The 14,251-nt window shown below is 59.3% G+C and carries 13 protein-coding genes; 7 read left to right on the top strand and 6 right to left on the bottom strand.

Going from position 1 to position 14,251, the window contains the following annotated elements:
- The first annotated feature begins 23 nt into the window (after positions 1-23).
- Positions 24-803, top strand: a complete 780-nt coding sequence (locus tag ACYZT8_RS30345) for an N-acetylmuramoyl-L-alanine amidase (RefSeq protein WP_461978195.1) — start codon at positions 24-26, stop codon at positions 801-803.
- 75 nt (positions 804-878) lie between these two features.
- Positions 879-2,492 (top strand): EAL domain-containing protein, encoded by a 1,614-nt coding sequence (locus ACYZT8_RS30340; RefSeq protein ID WP_461978193.1) that lies wholly within the window; start codon positions 879-881, stop codon positions 2,490-2,492.
- A gap of 15 nt (positions 2,493-2,507) precedes the next feature.
- On the opposite strand, the gene ACYZT8_RS30335 is transcribed toward ACYZT8_RS30340, so the two are convergent.
- The gene (locus tag ACYZT8_RS30335) at positions 2,508-4,295 is read right to left on the bottom strand and encodes an ATP-binding protein (RefSeq protein WP_461978191.1); all 1,788 of its coding nucleotides are present in this window, start codon (positions 4,293-4,295) and stop codon (positions 2,508-2,510) included.
- A gap of 7 nt (positions 4,296-4,302) precedes the next feature.
- A complete protein-coding gene (gene algB, locus ACYZT8_RS30330) occupies positions 4,303-5,649 on the bottom strand; it encodes a sigma-54-dependent response regulator transcription factor AlgB (RefSeq protein ID WP_010465602.1) in 1,347 nt (448 codons plus the stop codon).
- Positions 5,650-6,109: 460 nt separating this feature from the next.
- On the opposite strand from algB, the gene ACYZT8_RS30325 reads away from it, so the two are divergent.
- The 5 genes from ACYZT8_RS30325 to ACYZT8_RS30305 all read left to right on the top strand — a co-directional run bounded on the left by ACYZT8_RS30325 (position 6,110) and on the right by ACYZT8_RS30305 (position 10,595).
- Entirely contained in the window at positions 6,110-6,397 is a 288-nt protein-coding gene (locus tag ACYZT8_RS30325; protein ID WP_461978189.1) for a hypothetical protein, read from the top strand.
- A gap of 82 nt (positions 6,398-6,479) precedes the next feature.
- Entirely contained in the window at positions 6,480-6,644 is a 165-nt protein-coding gene (locus tag ACYZT8_RS30320; protein WP_003177151.1) for a DUF1328 domain-containing protein, read from the top strand.
- A 2-nt stretch (positions 6,645-6,646) separates the two neighbouring features.
- Positions 6,647-7,111, top strand: coding sequence for an inhibitor of vertebrate lysozyme family protein (locus tag ACYZT8_RS30315; protein ID WP_461978187.1), 465 nt, complete (start codon positions 6,647-6,649; stop codon positions 7,109-7,111).
- Between the two features lie 701 nt (positions 7,112-7,812).
- Complete coding sequence (gene gltP / locus ACYZT8_RS30310) at positions 7,813-9,144, top strand: glutamate/aspartate:proton symporter GltP (protein ID WP_461978185.1); 1,332 nt, start codon at positions 7,813-7,815, stop codon at positions 9,142-9,144.
- 221 nt (positions 9,145-9,365) lie between these two features.
- Positions 9,366-10,595, top strand: a complete 1,230-nt coding sequence (locus ACYZT8_RS30305; protein WP_461978183.1) for a nucleoside recognition domain-containing protein — start codon at positions 9,366-9,368, stop codon at positions 10,593-10,595.
- 117 nt (positions 10,596-10,712) lie between these two features.
- Here the strand turns inward: ACYZT8_RS30305 and ACYZT8_RS30300 are convergent, their stop codons facing one another.
- From ACYZT8_RS30300 to ACYZT8_RS30285, 4 genes are read right to left on the bottom strand one after another with little or no spacing between them, the layout of a single operon-like run.
- On the bottom strand, positions 10,713-11,339 hold the full coding sequence (locus tag ACYZT8_RS30300; RefSeq protein ID WP_461978181.1) for an ABC-type transport auxiliary lipoprotein family protein: 627 nt from the start codon (positions 11,337-11,339) through the stop codon (positions 10,713-10,715).
- Positions 11,336-12,274, bottom strand: a complete 939-nt coding sequence (locus tag ACYZT8_RS30295) for an MlaD family protein (RefSeq protein WP_461978179.1) — start codon at positions 12,272-12,274, stop codon at positions 11,336-11,338. Before ACYZT8_RS30295 ends, ACYZT8_RS30300 begins: the two co-directional genes overlap by 4 nt.
- A 1-nt stretch (position 12,275) precedes the next feature.
- Positions 12,276-13,079, bottom strand: a complete 804-nt coding sequence (locus ACYZT8_RS30290) for an ABC transporter ATP-binding protein (protein ID WP_461978177.1) — start codon at positions 13,077-13,079, stop codon at positions 12,276-12,278.
- Positions 13,076-14,224, bottom strand: coding sequence for an ABC transporter permease (locus tag ACYZT8_RS30285; protein WP_461978175.1), 1,149 nt, complete (start codon positions 14,222-14,224; stop codon positions 13,076-13,078). The genes ACYZT8_RS30290 and ACYZT8_RS30285 overlap by 4 nt, the downstream gene beginning before the upstream one ends.
- Positions 14,225-14,251: the final 27 nt, after the last annotated feature.

Raw genomic sequence — 14,251 nt, 5'->3', positions numbered from 1 at the left:
TCTTGCGTGTATGCCTTCTTGCCATGAAATGTCTTGCCCTTATCGTGTCGCTGCTTCTGTTGGCCGGTTGTGCCAGCGGCCCCCGGATCGACACCAGCCACCCTTCAGCCAATCACGACAGTCGTATTCAGTTCGTGGTGGTGCATTACACCTCCGCCTCGCTCGAACGCTCGCTGCAATTGCTGACCCACGGCGAAGTCAGCAGTCACTACCTGATCGGCGACGACAAAGGCGCCACAATTTATAAGCTGATGGATGAAAATCTTCGGGCCTGGCACGCGGGCGAAAGCGAATGGCAAGGCCGGACGTGGCTGAATTCCAGCTCCATCGGCATCGAGATCGTCAATCCTGGCTTCAAAGACACGCCAACCGGTCGCCTCTGGTACCCCTACAGTGAAGATCAGGTTCAGTCGCTGATCTTCCTGCTCAAGGACATCAGCAAGCGTTACAACATCAACCCTCACTCCATCATCGGCCATAGCGACATCGCGCCGCTGCGCAAACTCGATCCCGGTCCGCTGTTCCCCTGGAAGCGCTTGGCCGCCGAAGGCCTCGGTGTCTGGCCAAACGAGCAGTCCGTCGCCCGCCAGCAAGCCCGGTTTGCAACAGAACTGCCGAGCATCAGTTGGTATCAGGGACAGCTGGCTCGACTGGGTTATGCCACACCACAAACAGGCGAGCTTGATGTGGCCACGCGCCACGTACTGGCAGCCTTCCAGATGCATTTCCGCCCCTCCCGATTCGACGGCACACCGGACGCTCAGACGGCGGCGCTCCTGCAAGTCTTGAATCAGACAAAATAATGACGCCCGCCCGACGGTAAGGGCTTTTTCTCAATCAGCAGCTATAACTCATTGGTAATTCTTCGGATATTCATAATGACTGTAGCTCGAGAGACGCTTCGTAGCTGGTTCTATCGCCCCTGGTTTTTGGCGATGCTGGCTGCTGCCTTGAGCGCAACGCTGTTAATGGCCGCCAGCCTGTTTGTAGCGATGAATCAGGTCGAACAGAGGGAAAGCCAGGAAATGAATGCCCAGGGCGAGCGCTTCCTCGCCCGGCTGGAGCAACTGTTCGGGCAGCTGCGCGAAAGCCTCGACGATCTGGAAGCCCAGCCCTTGCGAGGCTGCGATGATGAAATGATCGCGACCTTGCAACAGGTCAGCTTCAACTACCGATTCGTTTACGAAGCCACTTACATGGATGCGTCGCGGATCTGCTCGAATCGCCCTCGCCAGGAAGGGAAGTCGATGATTCGCTCCCCGGACATCAAGGGCCCCACCTACAGTTTTTGGCTGAACACCACCACCGAACCCGATGAAAACCGTGCGGCGCTGATGCTCGGCCGCGGCAATTTTCGGGTCGCAACCTCTCGCGGCCATTTGACCGACATGGTCGATCTGTCGCCGGGAAGTAGCCTGCTAGTGGTACTTGACCATGGCACCCGCGCAATTCCTGTTTTGGGTGTCCCTCAGGCCTGGCCACCCACGGAATCCTTGCCCCTGACAAGCCGCGATGCGCTGCAAGTGACACAAACCCGCTTGATTTACCGTATGCCCACCAACAATCCCGAATACCAATTAGTGCTGATCACCCCGCGAACGGGCATGAATGTGCCGGGCGTGTGGTGGTGGTTGCTGCCGGCCAGTCTGGCGCTAGGCATGTTAGTCGGTTTCATGGTGTTTCTGCTGGTGCGCCAGCGTCAGTCACTGGACGCCGAACTGAACGGCGCCATTCGACGAGGCGAATTGCAGGTGTTGTATCAACCGATCTTCGATCTCGACAGCCGTAACTGTGTCGGGGCCGAAGCCTTGCTGCGCTGGCGGAGACCGGACGGCACGCTGACCAGCCCGGACCTGTTCATTCCGATGGCGGAAAACACCGGCCAGATACGCCAGATGACCGACTTCGTATTGCAGCGACTTCTCGAACAACTAGGGCAACTGCTACGCGCCAATCCGCAGCTGTACATCTCCGTCAACCTAGCAGCTTGCGATGTCATGGTGCCGCGTATCGGCCAGGTGATGGCACGCCTGCTGACCTTGCACCGGGTCGCGGCAAAACAGATTGCCTTTGAGGTGACTGAGCGGGGTTTGATCGATGTGGTGGTGGCCAGGGAAAACCTGCAAGCCTTGCGCGATGTCGGGCATCAGGTGCTGATCGATGATTTCGGCACTGGCTATTGCAGCCTCGCCTACCTGCAAACCCTGCCGGTGGACTGCCTGAAAATCGACAAGGCGTTCATTGATGCCCTGGGCCATGACGCCGCCAGCAGTGGCGTGGCACCACACATCATTCACATGGCCCAGGCCCTGCAACTCAGGGTGATTGCCGAGGGCATCGAACACGAAGCCCAAGCGGCGTTCCTGAGCAGCGAAGGGGTGAAGTACGGTCAGGGCTGGCTGTTCGCCCATGCACTGAGCGCCGTGCAGTTCATCGAACTGATTACCCGTGGTCGCCGAATGAGCAATCGACGCCTGGATGATGAAGCCTGAGGAGACTGCTGCGGCTTAAACCGCCAGCGCCATGTAGAACTGCGTTCCCTGCCCCGGCCGCGAATAGACGCCCATCCGCCCGCCATGCAACTGCACGATTTCCTTGCACAACGCCAAACCAAGTCCGGCACCGCCCTTCTTGCGGCCAACCTGAACAAAGGGTTCAAAGATCCGCCCCTGCTGACCGTAGGCAATGCCTTCACCGTTGTCTTCCACGCTGATAATCACCCGCTCCCCATGGCGCCGCGCCTGCAGACGTATCAGTCCATCATGGGCGGTATGGCGCAAAGCGTTATCGATCAGGTTATCGAGCACCCGGTCCAATTGCGCCTGATCGGCCTGCAACCGGGGTAACGGCCCCTGCACTTCCACCCGCAGCTCAATGCCCTTCTGCACCGCAGCCCCGGCAAAACGCGCCTGAGCCTCCCCCAGTAAATCTTCGATTGAGCACGGCGCCAGCGTGAGCTTCTGCAATCCGTTCTGGTAGCGAGAGAAATTCAGCAGGTCGTTGATCAGCTGCATCAAGCGCTGCATTTCTTCGTTCACGGTGTCCAGCAAGTCGGCTTCGCGGGAGTCCTCAGGAAATTTCGCCCGCTCGCGAAACAGGCCGAAGGCCATGTGCATCCCGGTGACCGGGGTGCGCAGCTCATGGGAGGCGCGCAAGACAAACTCACTGCGCACCCGTTCGAAGGCACGCTGTTCGGTGACGTCATGCAACACCATCACGGCGCCGAGGATATGGCCTTGTGTGTGGCTGACCGGGGTAAGGCTGTAGGTCAGCAACCTCGATTCGCCGTCGACCTCAATGCTCAGGTCTTCCGGCGCCCGCTCCAGCGTTCCGCCGCGCAGCACCAGTTGCAGCTGCTCATCCAGTTCGGGACGTTCAAGCGCCGTACCCAGCCCTTGACCGAGACGATCGGAGTCCCAACCCAACTGCCGCTGGGCCACTGGATTGAGGTGCTCCAAATGGCCTTCGCGGTCGATCATCAACAATCCGTCGTCGATGCTGTCGAGTACTGCCTGCAATCGTTGCTGACCAGCGAGCAGTTCGTCGACGTTCATCGCCTGGTGCTCACGCAACGCCTCGGCCATGATGCCGAAACGCTTGGTCAGTTGGTTCATTTCCTCGGCAGAGGAAACCGGCAGGGTGACTTCGAAATTACCCTGGCCGATATTGTCGGCGGCCTGGACCAACGCTTCGATCGGAGCGCCAAACCGCCGGGCGATCGCGTGAGCAGTCACGAAACCGATGATCAGCACCGCCAACCCCACCAACCCGAGCAGACCGGCAATCAGCAACGCGCGTTCACGGGCCTTACGCTCGGTATCGTTGATGTTATCCAGTGCGCGCTTTTGTTCAGTGACCAGACCGTTGCGCAAAATATTGAATTTTTCCGTCAGCGCCTCATTGCCGCTCAACGCAGGGGTCGGCGCTTGTGTCTGATCGTAGACCTGAAGAAAGTCGAGATAGTCAGCCTTGGCCTGTATGAAACCGTAGCCGCCGTTGCCGGATTTCTGAAGGGTGATGCCTTCTTCGAGCAACTCGAGGTAGTGCTGCCTGGTAGCCTCGAATGCCGCGGGATCAGGCTTGTCGCTGATCATGATCATGAGCTGGTCGCCCAGGGTCTGACGCAATTTCAACCCCAGGTCCAGCGTGACTAAATTGTTGCGAACCAGCACTTCCTGGGTCCCGGCCATCTGCATCACGCTGACCAGCCCGAGCAAAAGCCCGAGCAGCGCTACGGTGATCAGCGCCGAAATACTCAGAAACAGCCGAGTCCGCAGCTTCATCGCCAGTTTCATCGCAGGCTCACAGGTTGTACTGCTTACGTTTGCGGTACAGGGTCGAGGCATCAATGCCGAGGGTCTTGGCTGCCTGATCCAGCGTGTCGGCGGTGGCGAGGACGGCGCCGATGTGGGCTTTCTCCAACTCATCCAGACTCAACGCCGCACCAATACGCGGCGCATTGTTGGTCGGGGTCTCGGCCATGCCCAAGTGGCTGATCTCGACCCGTTCCTGAGGGCAGATAATGCTCGCCCGCTCTACCACGTTACGCAGTTCGCGAATGTTGCCGGGCCAGCGGTAACCCAGCAACGCTTCACGGGCCTCGTCGCTGAAGCCCCGCGCCGGACGCGCGTACTCTTTGACGAAGCGAGCCAGGAAACGGTCGGCCAGGTTCAGGATGTCTTCCCGGCGTTCGCGCAGTGGCGGCAAGTGCAAAGTGATGACGTTCAGACGATAGAGCAGGTCTTCACGGAAACGACCGTCGCGCACCATGTCTTCGAGGTTCAGGTTGGTCGCCGCAAGAATTCGCACATCGGCGCGGCGGGTCACCGGATCACCCACGCGTTCGTATTCCTTGTCCTGAATGAAACGCAGCAACTTGGGTTGCAACGTCAGTGGAAAATCGCCGATTTCGTCGAGAAACAAAGTGCCGCCATCCGCTTGGTTGACACGCCCCAAAGTACTTTCGCTGGCACCGGTGAACGCGCCTCGGCTGTGGCCGAAAAGCTCACTTTCCATTAATTCCGCCGTCAGCGACGGGCAGTTGATGGTGACGCAGGATTTCTTCTGGCGCTTGCTCCAGCCGTGAATGGCTTGGGACAGTTCACCTTTACCAGTACCGGACTCGCCAAGGATCAGAATGTTGGCGTCGGTGCTGGCGACCTGGCGTGCGGTTTCGAGTACCACTTTCATCGCCGGGCTATGGGAATCCAGACCGTCCTTGGGTTTACGCACTTCGCCTTCAAGGGCTTCCAGGCGGGCCGATAGCTGACGCACTTCCAGCTGCTTGGCGGTCGCCAGGCGCAATTGGTCGGGGCTGCAAGGTTTGACGAGGTAGTCAGCGGCACCGGCCTGAATCGCATCCACGGCGGTGTCCACGGCCGAGTGAGCGGTGACGATCACCACCCGCATCCATGGCGCCTGAATCCGCATCTGGGCCAGCACATCCAGGCCATTGTCTTCACCCAGGCGCAGATCGAGGAAGCACAGATCGAACACCTGACGTTGCAGCAAAGCATCGGCCTGCGCCGCGCTGTTCGCGGTGGCCACGCTATAGCCTTCATCTTCGAGGCAATAACGGAAGGTTCGCAGAATGGCGGATTCGTCATCCACCAGCAGAATGCGGCCTTGATGCTCAGTGGCTGATTCCATGTTCCTGCGCTCCTTTAATGAATGATCTTGGTCAGTCTAATGAATGATCTGGATTAGTCCCGGAAAAATCGGGCAAGTTGCATGGTTGATTCTGATCCTTTCCAGCCATGGCAGGGTAGCTGTCTACTCAACCATTAGCTAATGAGCTGATTTCCCTGGTTTTTTACCAAAAGACCGCTTTCGGTGGTTACCCATATCCTTTTCTGACATCTGCGCCCTCCTCGCAATTCAAAAATAATCAAAGTCCCCGGATATCGATCGTGCAATACGCACGACTCTGCGCGGCCCATCGTGCAGGATGCGTCCACCGTGATTTCCACCATTAAACTAACATGTTGATTTAAAACGGTTTTTTCCTAATAAAAAGCTGGCATGCAGGCTGCAATAGTCTGGGTAATCAGGGCCATTTTGAATCGACGCCCTCTAACAAGATCACCACCAGAGTGGGAGGAGTTTCAGGATGAATCGCCAACGTGTCGCCCCATTGCGCATCTCGCCTTTGCATATTCAACAAGGACTGTTTGGCCTCCTGGCGCTGCTGATCACGCTGATCGCCGGCCAGCAGTTCCTGATGTGGGAACAGAGCCAGCAACCCGAGGCGCCGCACGTGTCGATTCAACGCGCAACCCAGACCCACTTCAGCGCTGTCAGCAGCAATCAGGCTGACCTCGCCCCGATGCGAATGATGGACGTCGACCAGGCTCAGCCTGTGGATGAGATGCCTCTTCAGGAACGTTGGGTGTTCTGAGCAAACGAACTTGGCGCGTTCGATGCGCCGGGAAAAGCACCACAAGCAACATCTCTAATATAGAAGCGTAAGGAGAATCACCATGTTGAGCTGGGCAATCACATTCTTGATCATTGCCATCATCGCCGCCGTACTGGGCTTCGGTGGTATCGCGGGCACCGCCACGGGTATCGCCAAGATTCTCTTTGTCGTGTTCCTGGTGATGTTCATTGCTTCGTTCTTCTTTGGCCGTCGCGGTCGAGGCTGAATATGAGCGTTTTGTTAAAGACTTTGGCAGCCGCCCTGCTTCTGGGCGGTAGTGCCATGGCGGTGGCGGCCAATGACGGCCAGACGCGGGCCAGCGAATTGCTGAATTCGGACCCGCAGTACCGTGAAACGTGGACTAAAGTCGTTAAAAAGGAAGAGCGACTGCCGGAATGGGTGATGAACCTGTCTGGCGATGCGGAGCAAATGAATGCTGTTGAAGAGGATGGCGACAAGTACCTGGTCGGGCCGCTTTGCGAAACGCAACCGACGTGCCTGAACAAGCGCTTGATCGTGGCCTTCAGCTTCGACAAAAAGGACGCCTACGCCATGCTGGTCGAAGTGCCTGCGGGACTGCCGGCCGACAAGTCGCCAACGCGACATGCCGACTACCGCTTCCTCGGGAAGCCAGACCAGGGCATGCAGGACCTGTTGATGGAACAACTCAAGAAAGATCCGAACTGGTACTGAGTTTGTAACACGAGAGGAGCAGCATGCTCCTTTCCAGTGCGCCACCCGAGGAAGGCAGGCGCATGACCAAGGGGTCGGGACGTTCTGCCTGTTTTTGGGGCGGAGTGACCTACGGGCACATGGAGTGTCTGCGCAAGGGCCGGGTCAGGTAGGTATAAAGCTGCGACGCAAGTTCGCCAGCCCCGAGTGGCTCGACGGACTTGCGAAGAGCTTCAACGTGCAAAACGTTGATCTAGAGCACTGCGCTCATTCCCTTCTGCTGCATATTCCCCGCAAAACCGTTTCGCGGTGTTTCTTCACGACCGTATATCGAGAAACCTTCGACTTTCGGCGTGTGAGCTTTCGCTGTCAAACGTAGGCTTTTTCGCAAATTTTGCCATGAATTCAACTGTTTAAAAATTAACCAACCTCCTCTGAAATGGCCGGTACACGGCACTTATGCCTGCCGAAATGTCGTATTCGAACCGGTTGGGACGCGCGTTTCAATTAAAAAAGCTCATGCCGATTCGGCATAGGGTAGGCGTTTACGGCATTAGACGTCGCTTCCTTGCATCGGAATAGTTGCGCCTTTTTTCGCCTGCCAGAGAGCCGTAATAAAGCGCTCCGGGGCACCTTATACGGGGGCAGATGCACAGACTTTTTCGCCACGAGCGTTCCAGTTCTTGCATTCGCCTGAGTCAAACGCAAGTAAGGGTAAAGATATGAAGAAGGCAAAGCTCAGCCTCGCCTGGCAGATCCTCATCGGTCTGGTTCTGGGGATAGCAATCGGTGCGCTGCTCAACCATTTCAGTGCCGAAAAAGCCTGGTGGATCAGCAACGTCCTGCAACCGGCAGGCGATATCTTTATCCGTCTGATCAAGATGATCGTGATTCCGATCGTCATCTCCTCGCTGATCGTCGGCATCGCGGGCGTAGGTGATGCGAAGAAACTCGGGCGTATCGGCCTCAAGACCATCATCTACTTCGAGATCGTCACCACCATCGCCATCCTGGTCGGTCTGGTGCTGGCCAACGTGTTCCATCCGGGCACCGGCATCGACATGAGCACCCTGGGTACTGTGGATATTTCCAAGTACCAGGCGACGGCTGCCGAGGTTCAGCATGAACACGCGTTCATCGAAACCATCCTCAACCTGATCCCGTCGAACATCTTCGCGGCCATGGCCCGCGGCGAGATGCTGCCGATCATCTTCTTCTCGGTGTTGTTCGGTCTCGGCTTGTCGAGCCTGCAATCGGACCTGCGCGAGCCGCTGGTGAAGATGTTCCAGGGCGTGTCGGAAAGCATGTTCAAAGTCACCCACATGATCATGAACTACGCCCCGATCGGCGTGTTCGCACTGATCGCGGTGACCGTGGCCAACTTTGGTTTCGCGTCCCTGGTACCGCTGGCCAAACTGGTGATCCTGGTTTACGTCGCCATTGCTTTCTTCGCCTTTGTGGTGCTGGGCCTGATCGCCAAGCTGTTCGGCTTCTCGGTGATCAAGCTGATGCGCATCTTCAAGGATGAGCTGGTGCTGGCTTACTCCACCGCCTCTTCGGAAACCGTGCTGCCGCGCGTGATCGAGAAGATGGAAGCCTACGGCGCGCCGAAAGCCATTTGCAGCTTTGTGGTGCCAACCGGTTACTCGTTCAACCTCGACGGTTCGACCCTGTACCAGAGCATCGCGGCCATCTTCATTGCCCAGCTCTACGGCATCGACCTGTCGATCAGCCAGCAATTGCTGCTGGTGCTGACCCTGATGGTGACGTCCAAAGGCATCGCCGGCGTACCGGGCGTGTCTTTCGTGGTGCTGCTGGCCACCCTGGGCAGCGTGGGTATTCCGCTCGAAGGCCTGGCGTTCATTGCCGGTGTCGACCGCATCATGGACATGGCGCGTACCGCTTTGAACGTGATCGGCAATGCCCTGGCCGTGCTGGTCATCTCCCGTTGGGAAGGCATGTACGACGACGCCAAGGGCCAGCGCTACTGGAACTCGCTGCCGCACTGGCGCAGCAAGGAAAAGCTGCCTGCTGGCGAAGTCTCCAGCAACTGATAGCTGAACCCTGTGGAGTCTGGCTTTTATGTGGGAGCCAGCCTGCTGGCGATAGCGGTGTATCAATCAACAGAGATGTTGAACCTGCCGGCCTCATCGCCAGCAGGCTGGCTCCCACAGTGACCCGAGCAAGCCTCACAAACAAACCCCGGAGAAATCCGGGGTTTGTCGTTTCTGGCTACCCCGCTATCATTCGCGGCATTCTTCGGGGGATTTAACTGATGCTCAATGGCCTGTGGCTTAGCTTCTTCATCGTGGCGGCCGTTTCGGCGCTGGCGCAATGGCTGATCGGCGGTAACGCCGGAATCTTCGCGGCGATGGTGGAAAGCATTTTCGCCATGGCCAAGTTATCAGTCGAGGTCATGGTCCTGCTGTTCGGCACCCTGACCCTCTGGCTGGGCTTTCTGCGCATTGCCGAGAAGGCCGGGATCGTCGAATGGCTGGCCAGGGCGCTGGGCCCCTTGTTCCTGCGCCTGATGCCGGAAGTGCCGGCCGGTCACCCGGCGATCGGCCTGATCACGCTGAACTTTGCCGCCAATGGCCTGGGCCTGGACAACGCCGCCACGCCGATCGGCCTTAAAGCCATGAAGTCGCTGCAAGAGCTCAACCCCAGCGACACCATCGCCAGCAACGCGCAGATCCTGTTCCTGGTGCTCAACGCCTCCTCCCTGACCCTGCTGCCGGTGACGATCTTCATGTACCGCGCCCAGCAAGGTGCGCCCGATCCCACGCTGGTGTTTCTGCCCATCCTGCTCGCCACCAGCTGCTCGACGCTGGTCGGCCTGCTGTCGGTGGCGTTCATGCAGCGTCTGCGGCTGTGGGACCCGGTGGTGCTCGCGTATCTGATTCCCGGTGCCCTGGCCCTCGGTGGCTTCATGGCGCTGCTGGCGACGCTCTCGGCGACCGCTCTGGCCGGCTTGTCCTCGATCCTCGGCAACCTGACGCTGTTCGGGCTGATCATGCTGTTTCTGGTGATCGGCGCCTTGCGCAAAGTGAAGGTCTACGAGGCGTTCGTCGAAGGCGCCAAAGAAGGTTTCGACGTGGCCAAGAACCTGCTGCCGTATCTGGTGGCGATGCTTTGCGCGGTGGGCGTGCTGCGCGCGTCCGGGGCGCTGGACTTTGGTCTGGACGGCATTCGGCATCTGGTGGAGTGGGCCGGTTGGGACACGCGCTTCGTCGATGCACTGCCGACAGCGATGGTCAAACCGTTCTCCGGCAGCGCCGCGCGGGCGATGCTGATCGAGACCATGAAGACCTCCGGGGTGGACAGCTTCCCGGCGTTGGTGGCGGCGACGATTCAGGGCAGTACTGAAACGACGTTCTACGTGCTGGCGGTGTACTTCGGTGCTGTGGGGATTCAGCGGGCGCGGCATGCGGTGGGATGTGCGTTGCTGGCGGAGTTAGCCGGCGTTTTAGGCGCCATCGGCGTTTGCTACTGGTTCTTCGGTTAAGCGCACATCCCTGTGGGAGCGGGCTTGCCCGCGATAGCGATTTATCCTTCAGCATAAATGTTGTTTGACACTACGCCATCGCGGGCAAGCCCGCTCCCACAGGGATCATGGTTGGGTTTAAGGGCGGGGTGGCGGGGCGACTTTCTGACCTTGCTCAACCGCCCAACTCACCACCTGCGCCGTCAACTTGTCATTGGCCTGGCCAAACCCGACCACCACCGCCGGCACCTTCACATCGCTCAATGGCTGACGCACTTCGAAGCGTCGGCTGGCGAGTATTCGCTGGTCATACCCGCGCACCAGCAATGCATCCAGCCGCACGACCACGCTCGCAGCGGTGCCTTGGTATTCAGTCTGGAACGCCTGCAGATTGCCGCCCAATTCCAGGTCTGCCTGGAAGTTGCTGTCATCCGTACTCAGCAACGGCACCCGACCGTCCCGCTGGAAACCATCCAGCAGTCGATTACGCAGCAACACCGGCGCCGGATCACTCCAGCGCGAGGCGGTGTAGCTGCTGATCAGATCACCTTGCGGGATCACGGCGATTTTCGGGCTGTTCAACGCTTCGCTGGCCTGAGGCTTGTTCAAGCGCAGCGACCAGCGTTGTGGCGTACCGTGACTGGCCGATACGCTGCTCGGGGCCGACGGCAAGCGATAGACATCCGACGGCTCGGATTTGGGCAAGATCGAGCAGGCACTGATTAACGTGAAGCTGGCGAGGAGGGCGAGGGGCGCAAGCTTCATGGCGTGAACTCCTTGTTCTTGTCATTGCCCAGCAAATAACCGCTAGGGTTGGCTTCCAGGCGTTGGGAAATGGCCCGCAACGACGTCAGGGTGTCGCGCAGTTCACGCACCGCTGGCGCCAGGCCATTGAGGCCCTGCATGCCGCTGTTCAAAGAATTCTGATTGGTCGTGAGCAACGTGTTGATGGTCGCGCTGCTTTGCTCCAGCGATTTCATCGCCTGCTCGGCGCTGCCGAACATCTGCTTGCCCTGGTCGTTGAGCAGGCCGTTGGCGTTACGCATCAACGCCGATGTCTGCTCCAGCATGGCGCCAGCCTGTTTGCCGACCGACGCCAGTTGCTGCATCGCCTGACGAATATCGCCGCGCTGATCGGCGATGGTGCCAGTGGTTTGTTCCAAGTGTTCCAGCGTCTTGCTGATGCGCTCGACGTTCTCCGTGGAAAACATCAGGTTGGCGTTATGCATCAGCGTGTTCACGCCCGCCATCAGGTCGCCGCTGTCGTTCAGCAGACGGGCGATGGGCGAGGGCGACGCGATAATCACCGGCAGATAGCCGTCCTTGCCCTTGAGGTTCGGACTTTGCGGCGTGCCGCCGCTGAGCTGGATGATCGAGGTGCCGGTGATCCCGGTCAGCGCCAATATGGCCCGGGTGTCTTCCTTGATCGGTGTATCACCGCCCAGGCGAATTCGCGCCAACACCCGGCGCGGGTCTTTCGGGTCCAGGCGCAACGTCACCACGTCGCCGACCTTGATCCCGCTGTACTGCACGGCGCTGCCCTTGGACAAACCGCTGACCGCCTCGTTGAAGACGACTTCGTAATCCTTGAACTCGGTGTCGACGCTGGACTTGGCCAGCCACAGACCGAAGAGCAGGGCGCCTGCCACCACAATCACGGTGAACAGACCGATCAATACATGATGGGCTCGGGTTTCCATGTCAGACCTCGTTCAACTGTTGAGCGGCCGTCAGCGCCGCGCGGCCGCGAGGGCCATGGAAGTATTCGTGAATCCACGCATCGTCGGTTTCCGAAACCTTGTCGATGGCGTCCGCCACCAGCACTTTTTTCTGCGCCAGCACCGCCACCCGGTCGGTGATGGTGTAGAGCGTGTCGAGGTCGTGAGTCACCAGGAACACACTCAGGCCCAAGGCATCACGCAGCGTCAGGATCAGTTGATCAAAGGCTGCGGCGCCAATCGGATCGAGACCGGCAGTGGGTTCGTCGAGAAACAGAATGTCCGGGTCCAGCGCCAAGGCCCGGGCCAGCGCCGCGCGCTTGATCATGCCGCCGGACAGCGAAGCCGGGTATTTGTCCGCCGCCGACAGCGGCAGCCCGGCCAACGCCAGTTTCACTGCCGCCAGGTGCTCGGCGTCTTCACGGCTCAGGCCAGCGTGCTCGATCAGGGGCAGCGCGACGTTCTCGGTCACGGTCAGCGAAGAGAACAGGGCGCCCTTCTGGAACAGCACGCCGAAGCGCCGCTCGACCATCGAGCGCTCGTGTTCGGACAGCGTCGGCAGGTTTTTGCCAAAGACCTTCACCATCCCTTCGCTGGGCTGGCGCAAGCCGACGATGCTGCGCAACAGCACCGATTTGCCGCTGCCGGAACCGCCCACCACGGCAAGGATTTCACCTTTGTACAAATCGAGGTCAAGGTTCTCGTGCACGCTCTGGCTGCCGAAGCGATTGCACAGCCCACGGACTTCGATCACCGCCTCAGAGGGCGCTCGGGGTACACGACTCACCAGCCCATCTCCATGAAAAACAACGCGGCCACGGCGTCGAGCACGATCACCACGAAAATCGACTGCACCACGCTCGACGTGGTGTGCGCGCCAACGGACTCGGCGCTGCCACTGACCTTGAAGCCTTCAAGGCAACCGATCGCAGCAATCAGGAAGGCGAAGATCGGCGCTTTGACGATCCCCACCAGAAAGTGCTGAACGCCGATATCGGTTTGCAGCAGCGACAGGAACATCGCCGGCGAAATATCCAGCGACAAGGCACACACCACGCCACCGCCGATAATGCCCGAGAGCATCGCCAGAAAGGTCAGCATCGGCAGCGCCACCAGCAACGCCAATACCCGCGGCACCACCAGCAGCTCCATCGGATCGAGACCGAGTGTGCGGATGGCATCAATTTCTTCGTTGGCCTTCATTGAGCCGATCTGCGCGGTGAACGCACTGGCGGTACGGCCGGCCATCAGGATTGCGGTGAGCAACACGCCGAACTCGCGCAGAAAGGAGAACGCCACCAGGTCCACGGTAAAAATACTCGCGCCGAAACTCGCCAACACCGTCGCGCCGAGAAACGCCACCACGGCACCGACCAGGAAGGTCAGCAACGCAACGATGGGCGCGGCGTCGAGCCCGGTCTGTTCGATGTGCGCAACCATCGGTGTGATGCGCCAGCGCTTGGGGCGAAACAGCCCGCGAGCGATGGTTTCGAGGATCAGCCCGACAAAGCCCAGCAGTTGCAGGGTGTCTTGCCAGACCGTATCGACCGCCCGACCTATACGGGTCAGCAGCTGAATGCCGACGCTGATTTCCGGTTCCTTGATCGGCACGCAGAAGTCACTGAGCGAGCAATAAACCGTCTGCAACAAGGCGCGGTCGGGAGGGGACAGTGTGCAATCGGGATGTTCGGCGGATCGGCCCAAACGCTCGGACCCAAGCAATTCGACCAGCAGCGACGCACCGGCCGTGTCCAGTGCACCGAGGCCATTGAGATCGATGTGCGTGCTGTCGTCGTATTGGCCGCGGAGCTTTTCGCTCAGGTCTTTGAGATCGGCGTAATGGGCGAGCGTCCAGTCACCCGTGACCCGCAGTTGTGCGGGCGAGTGAGAGGCGTCTAGCTGGGCATTGCCGGCCGTAATGCTGTTGGTCATAAGCTCCGTGCTTGTTCGGCTATTTGC

It is taken from the genome of Pseudomonas sp. LB3P93, assembly GCF_054898025.1.
This window is presented reverse-complemented; position numbering and strand designations above follow the sequence as displayed.

Excerpts from the sequence above, each read along its gene's own strand:
- ACYZT8_RS30300 (WP_461978181.1), bottom strand. The coding sequence starts at position 11,339 with ATGAAGCTTGCGCCCCTCGCCCTCCTCGCCAGCTTCACGTTAATCAGT.
- gltP (WP_461978185.1), top strand. The coding sequence starts at position 7,813 with ATGAAGAAGGCAAAGCTCAGCCTCGCCTGGCAGATCCTCATCGGTCTG.
- ACYZT8_RS30345 (WP_461978195.1), top strand. The coding sequence starts at position 24 with ATGAAATGTCTTGCCCTTATCGTGTCGCTGCTTCTGTTGGCCGGTTGT.
- algB (WP_010465602.1), bottom strand. The coding sequence starts at position 5,649 with ATGGAATCAGCCACTGAGCATCAAGGCCGCATTCTGCTGGTGGATGAC.
- ACYZT8_RS30315 (WP_461978187.1), top strand. The coding sequence starts at position 6,647 with ATGAGCGTTTTGTTAAAGACTTTGGCAGCCGCCCTGCTTCTGGGCGGT.
- ACYZT8_RS30335 (WP_461978191.1), bottom strand. The coding sequence starts at position 4,295 with ATGAAACTGGCGATGAAGCTGCGGACTCGGCTGTTTCTGAGTATTTCG.
- ACYZT8_RS30295 (WP_461978179.1), bottom strand. The coding sequence starts at position 12,274 with ATGGAAACCCGAGCCCATCATGTATTGATCGGTCTGTTCACCGTGATT.
- ACYZT8_RS30325 (WP_461978189.1), top strand. The coding sequence starts at position 6,110 with ATGAATCGCCAACGTGTCGCCCCATTGCGCATCTCGCCTTTGCATATT.
- ACYZT8_RS30285 (WP_461978175.1), bottom strand. The coding sequence starts at position 14,224 with ATGACCAACAGCATTACGGCCGGCAATGCCCAGCTAGACGCCTCTCAC.
- ACYZT8_RS30320 (WP_003177151.1), top strand. The coding sequence starts at position 6,480 with ATGTTGAGCTGGGCAATCACATTCTTGATCATTGCCATCATCGCCGCC.
- ACYZT8_RS30340 (WP_461978193.1), top strand. The coding sequence starts at position 879 with ATGACTGTAGCTCGAGAGACGCTTCGTAGCTGGTTCTATCGCCCCTGG.
- ACYZT8_RS30305 (WP_461978183.1), top strand. The coding sequence starts at position 9,366 with ATGCTCAATGGCCTGTGGCTTAGCTTCTTCATCGTGGCGGCCGTTTCG.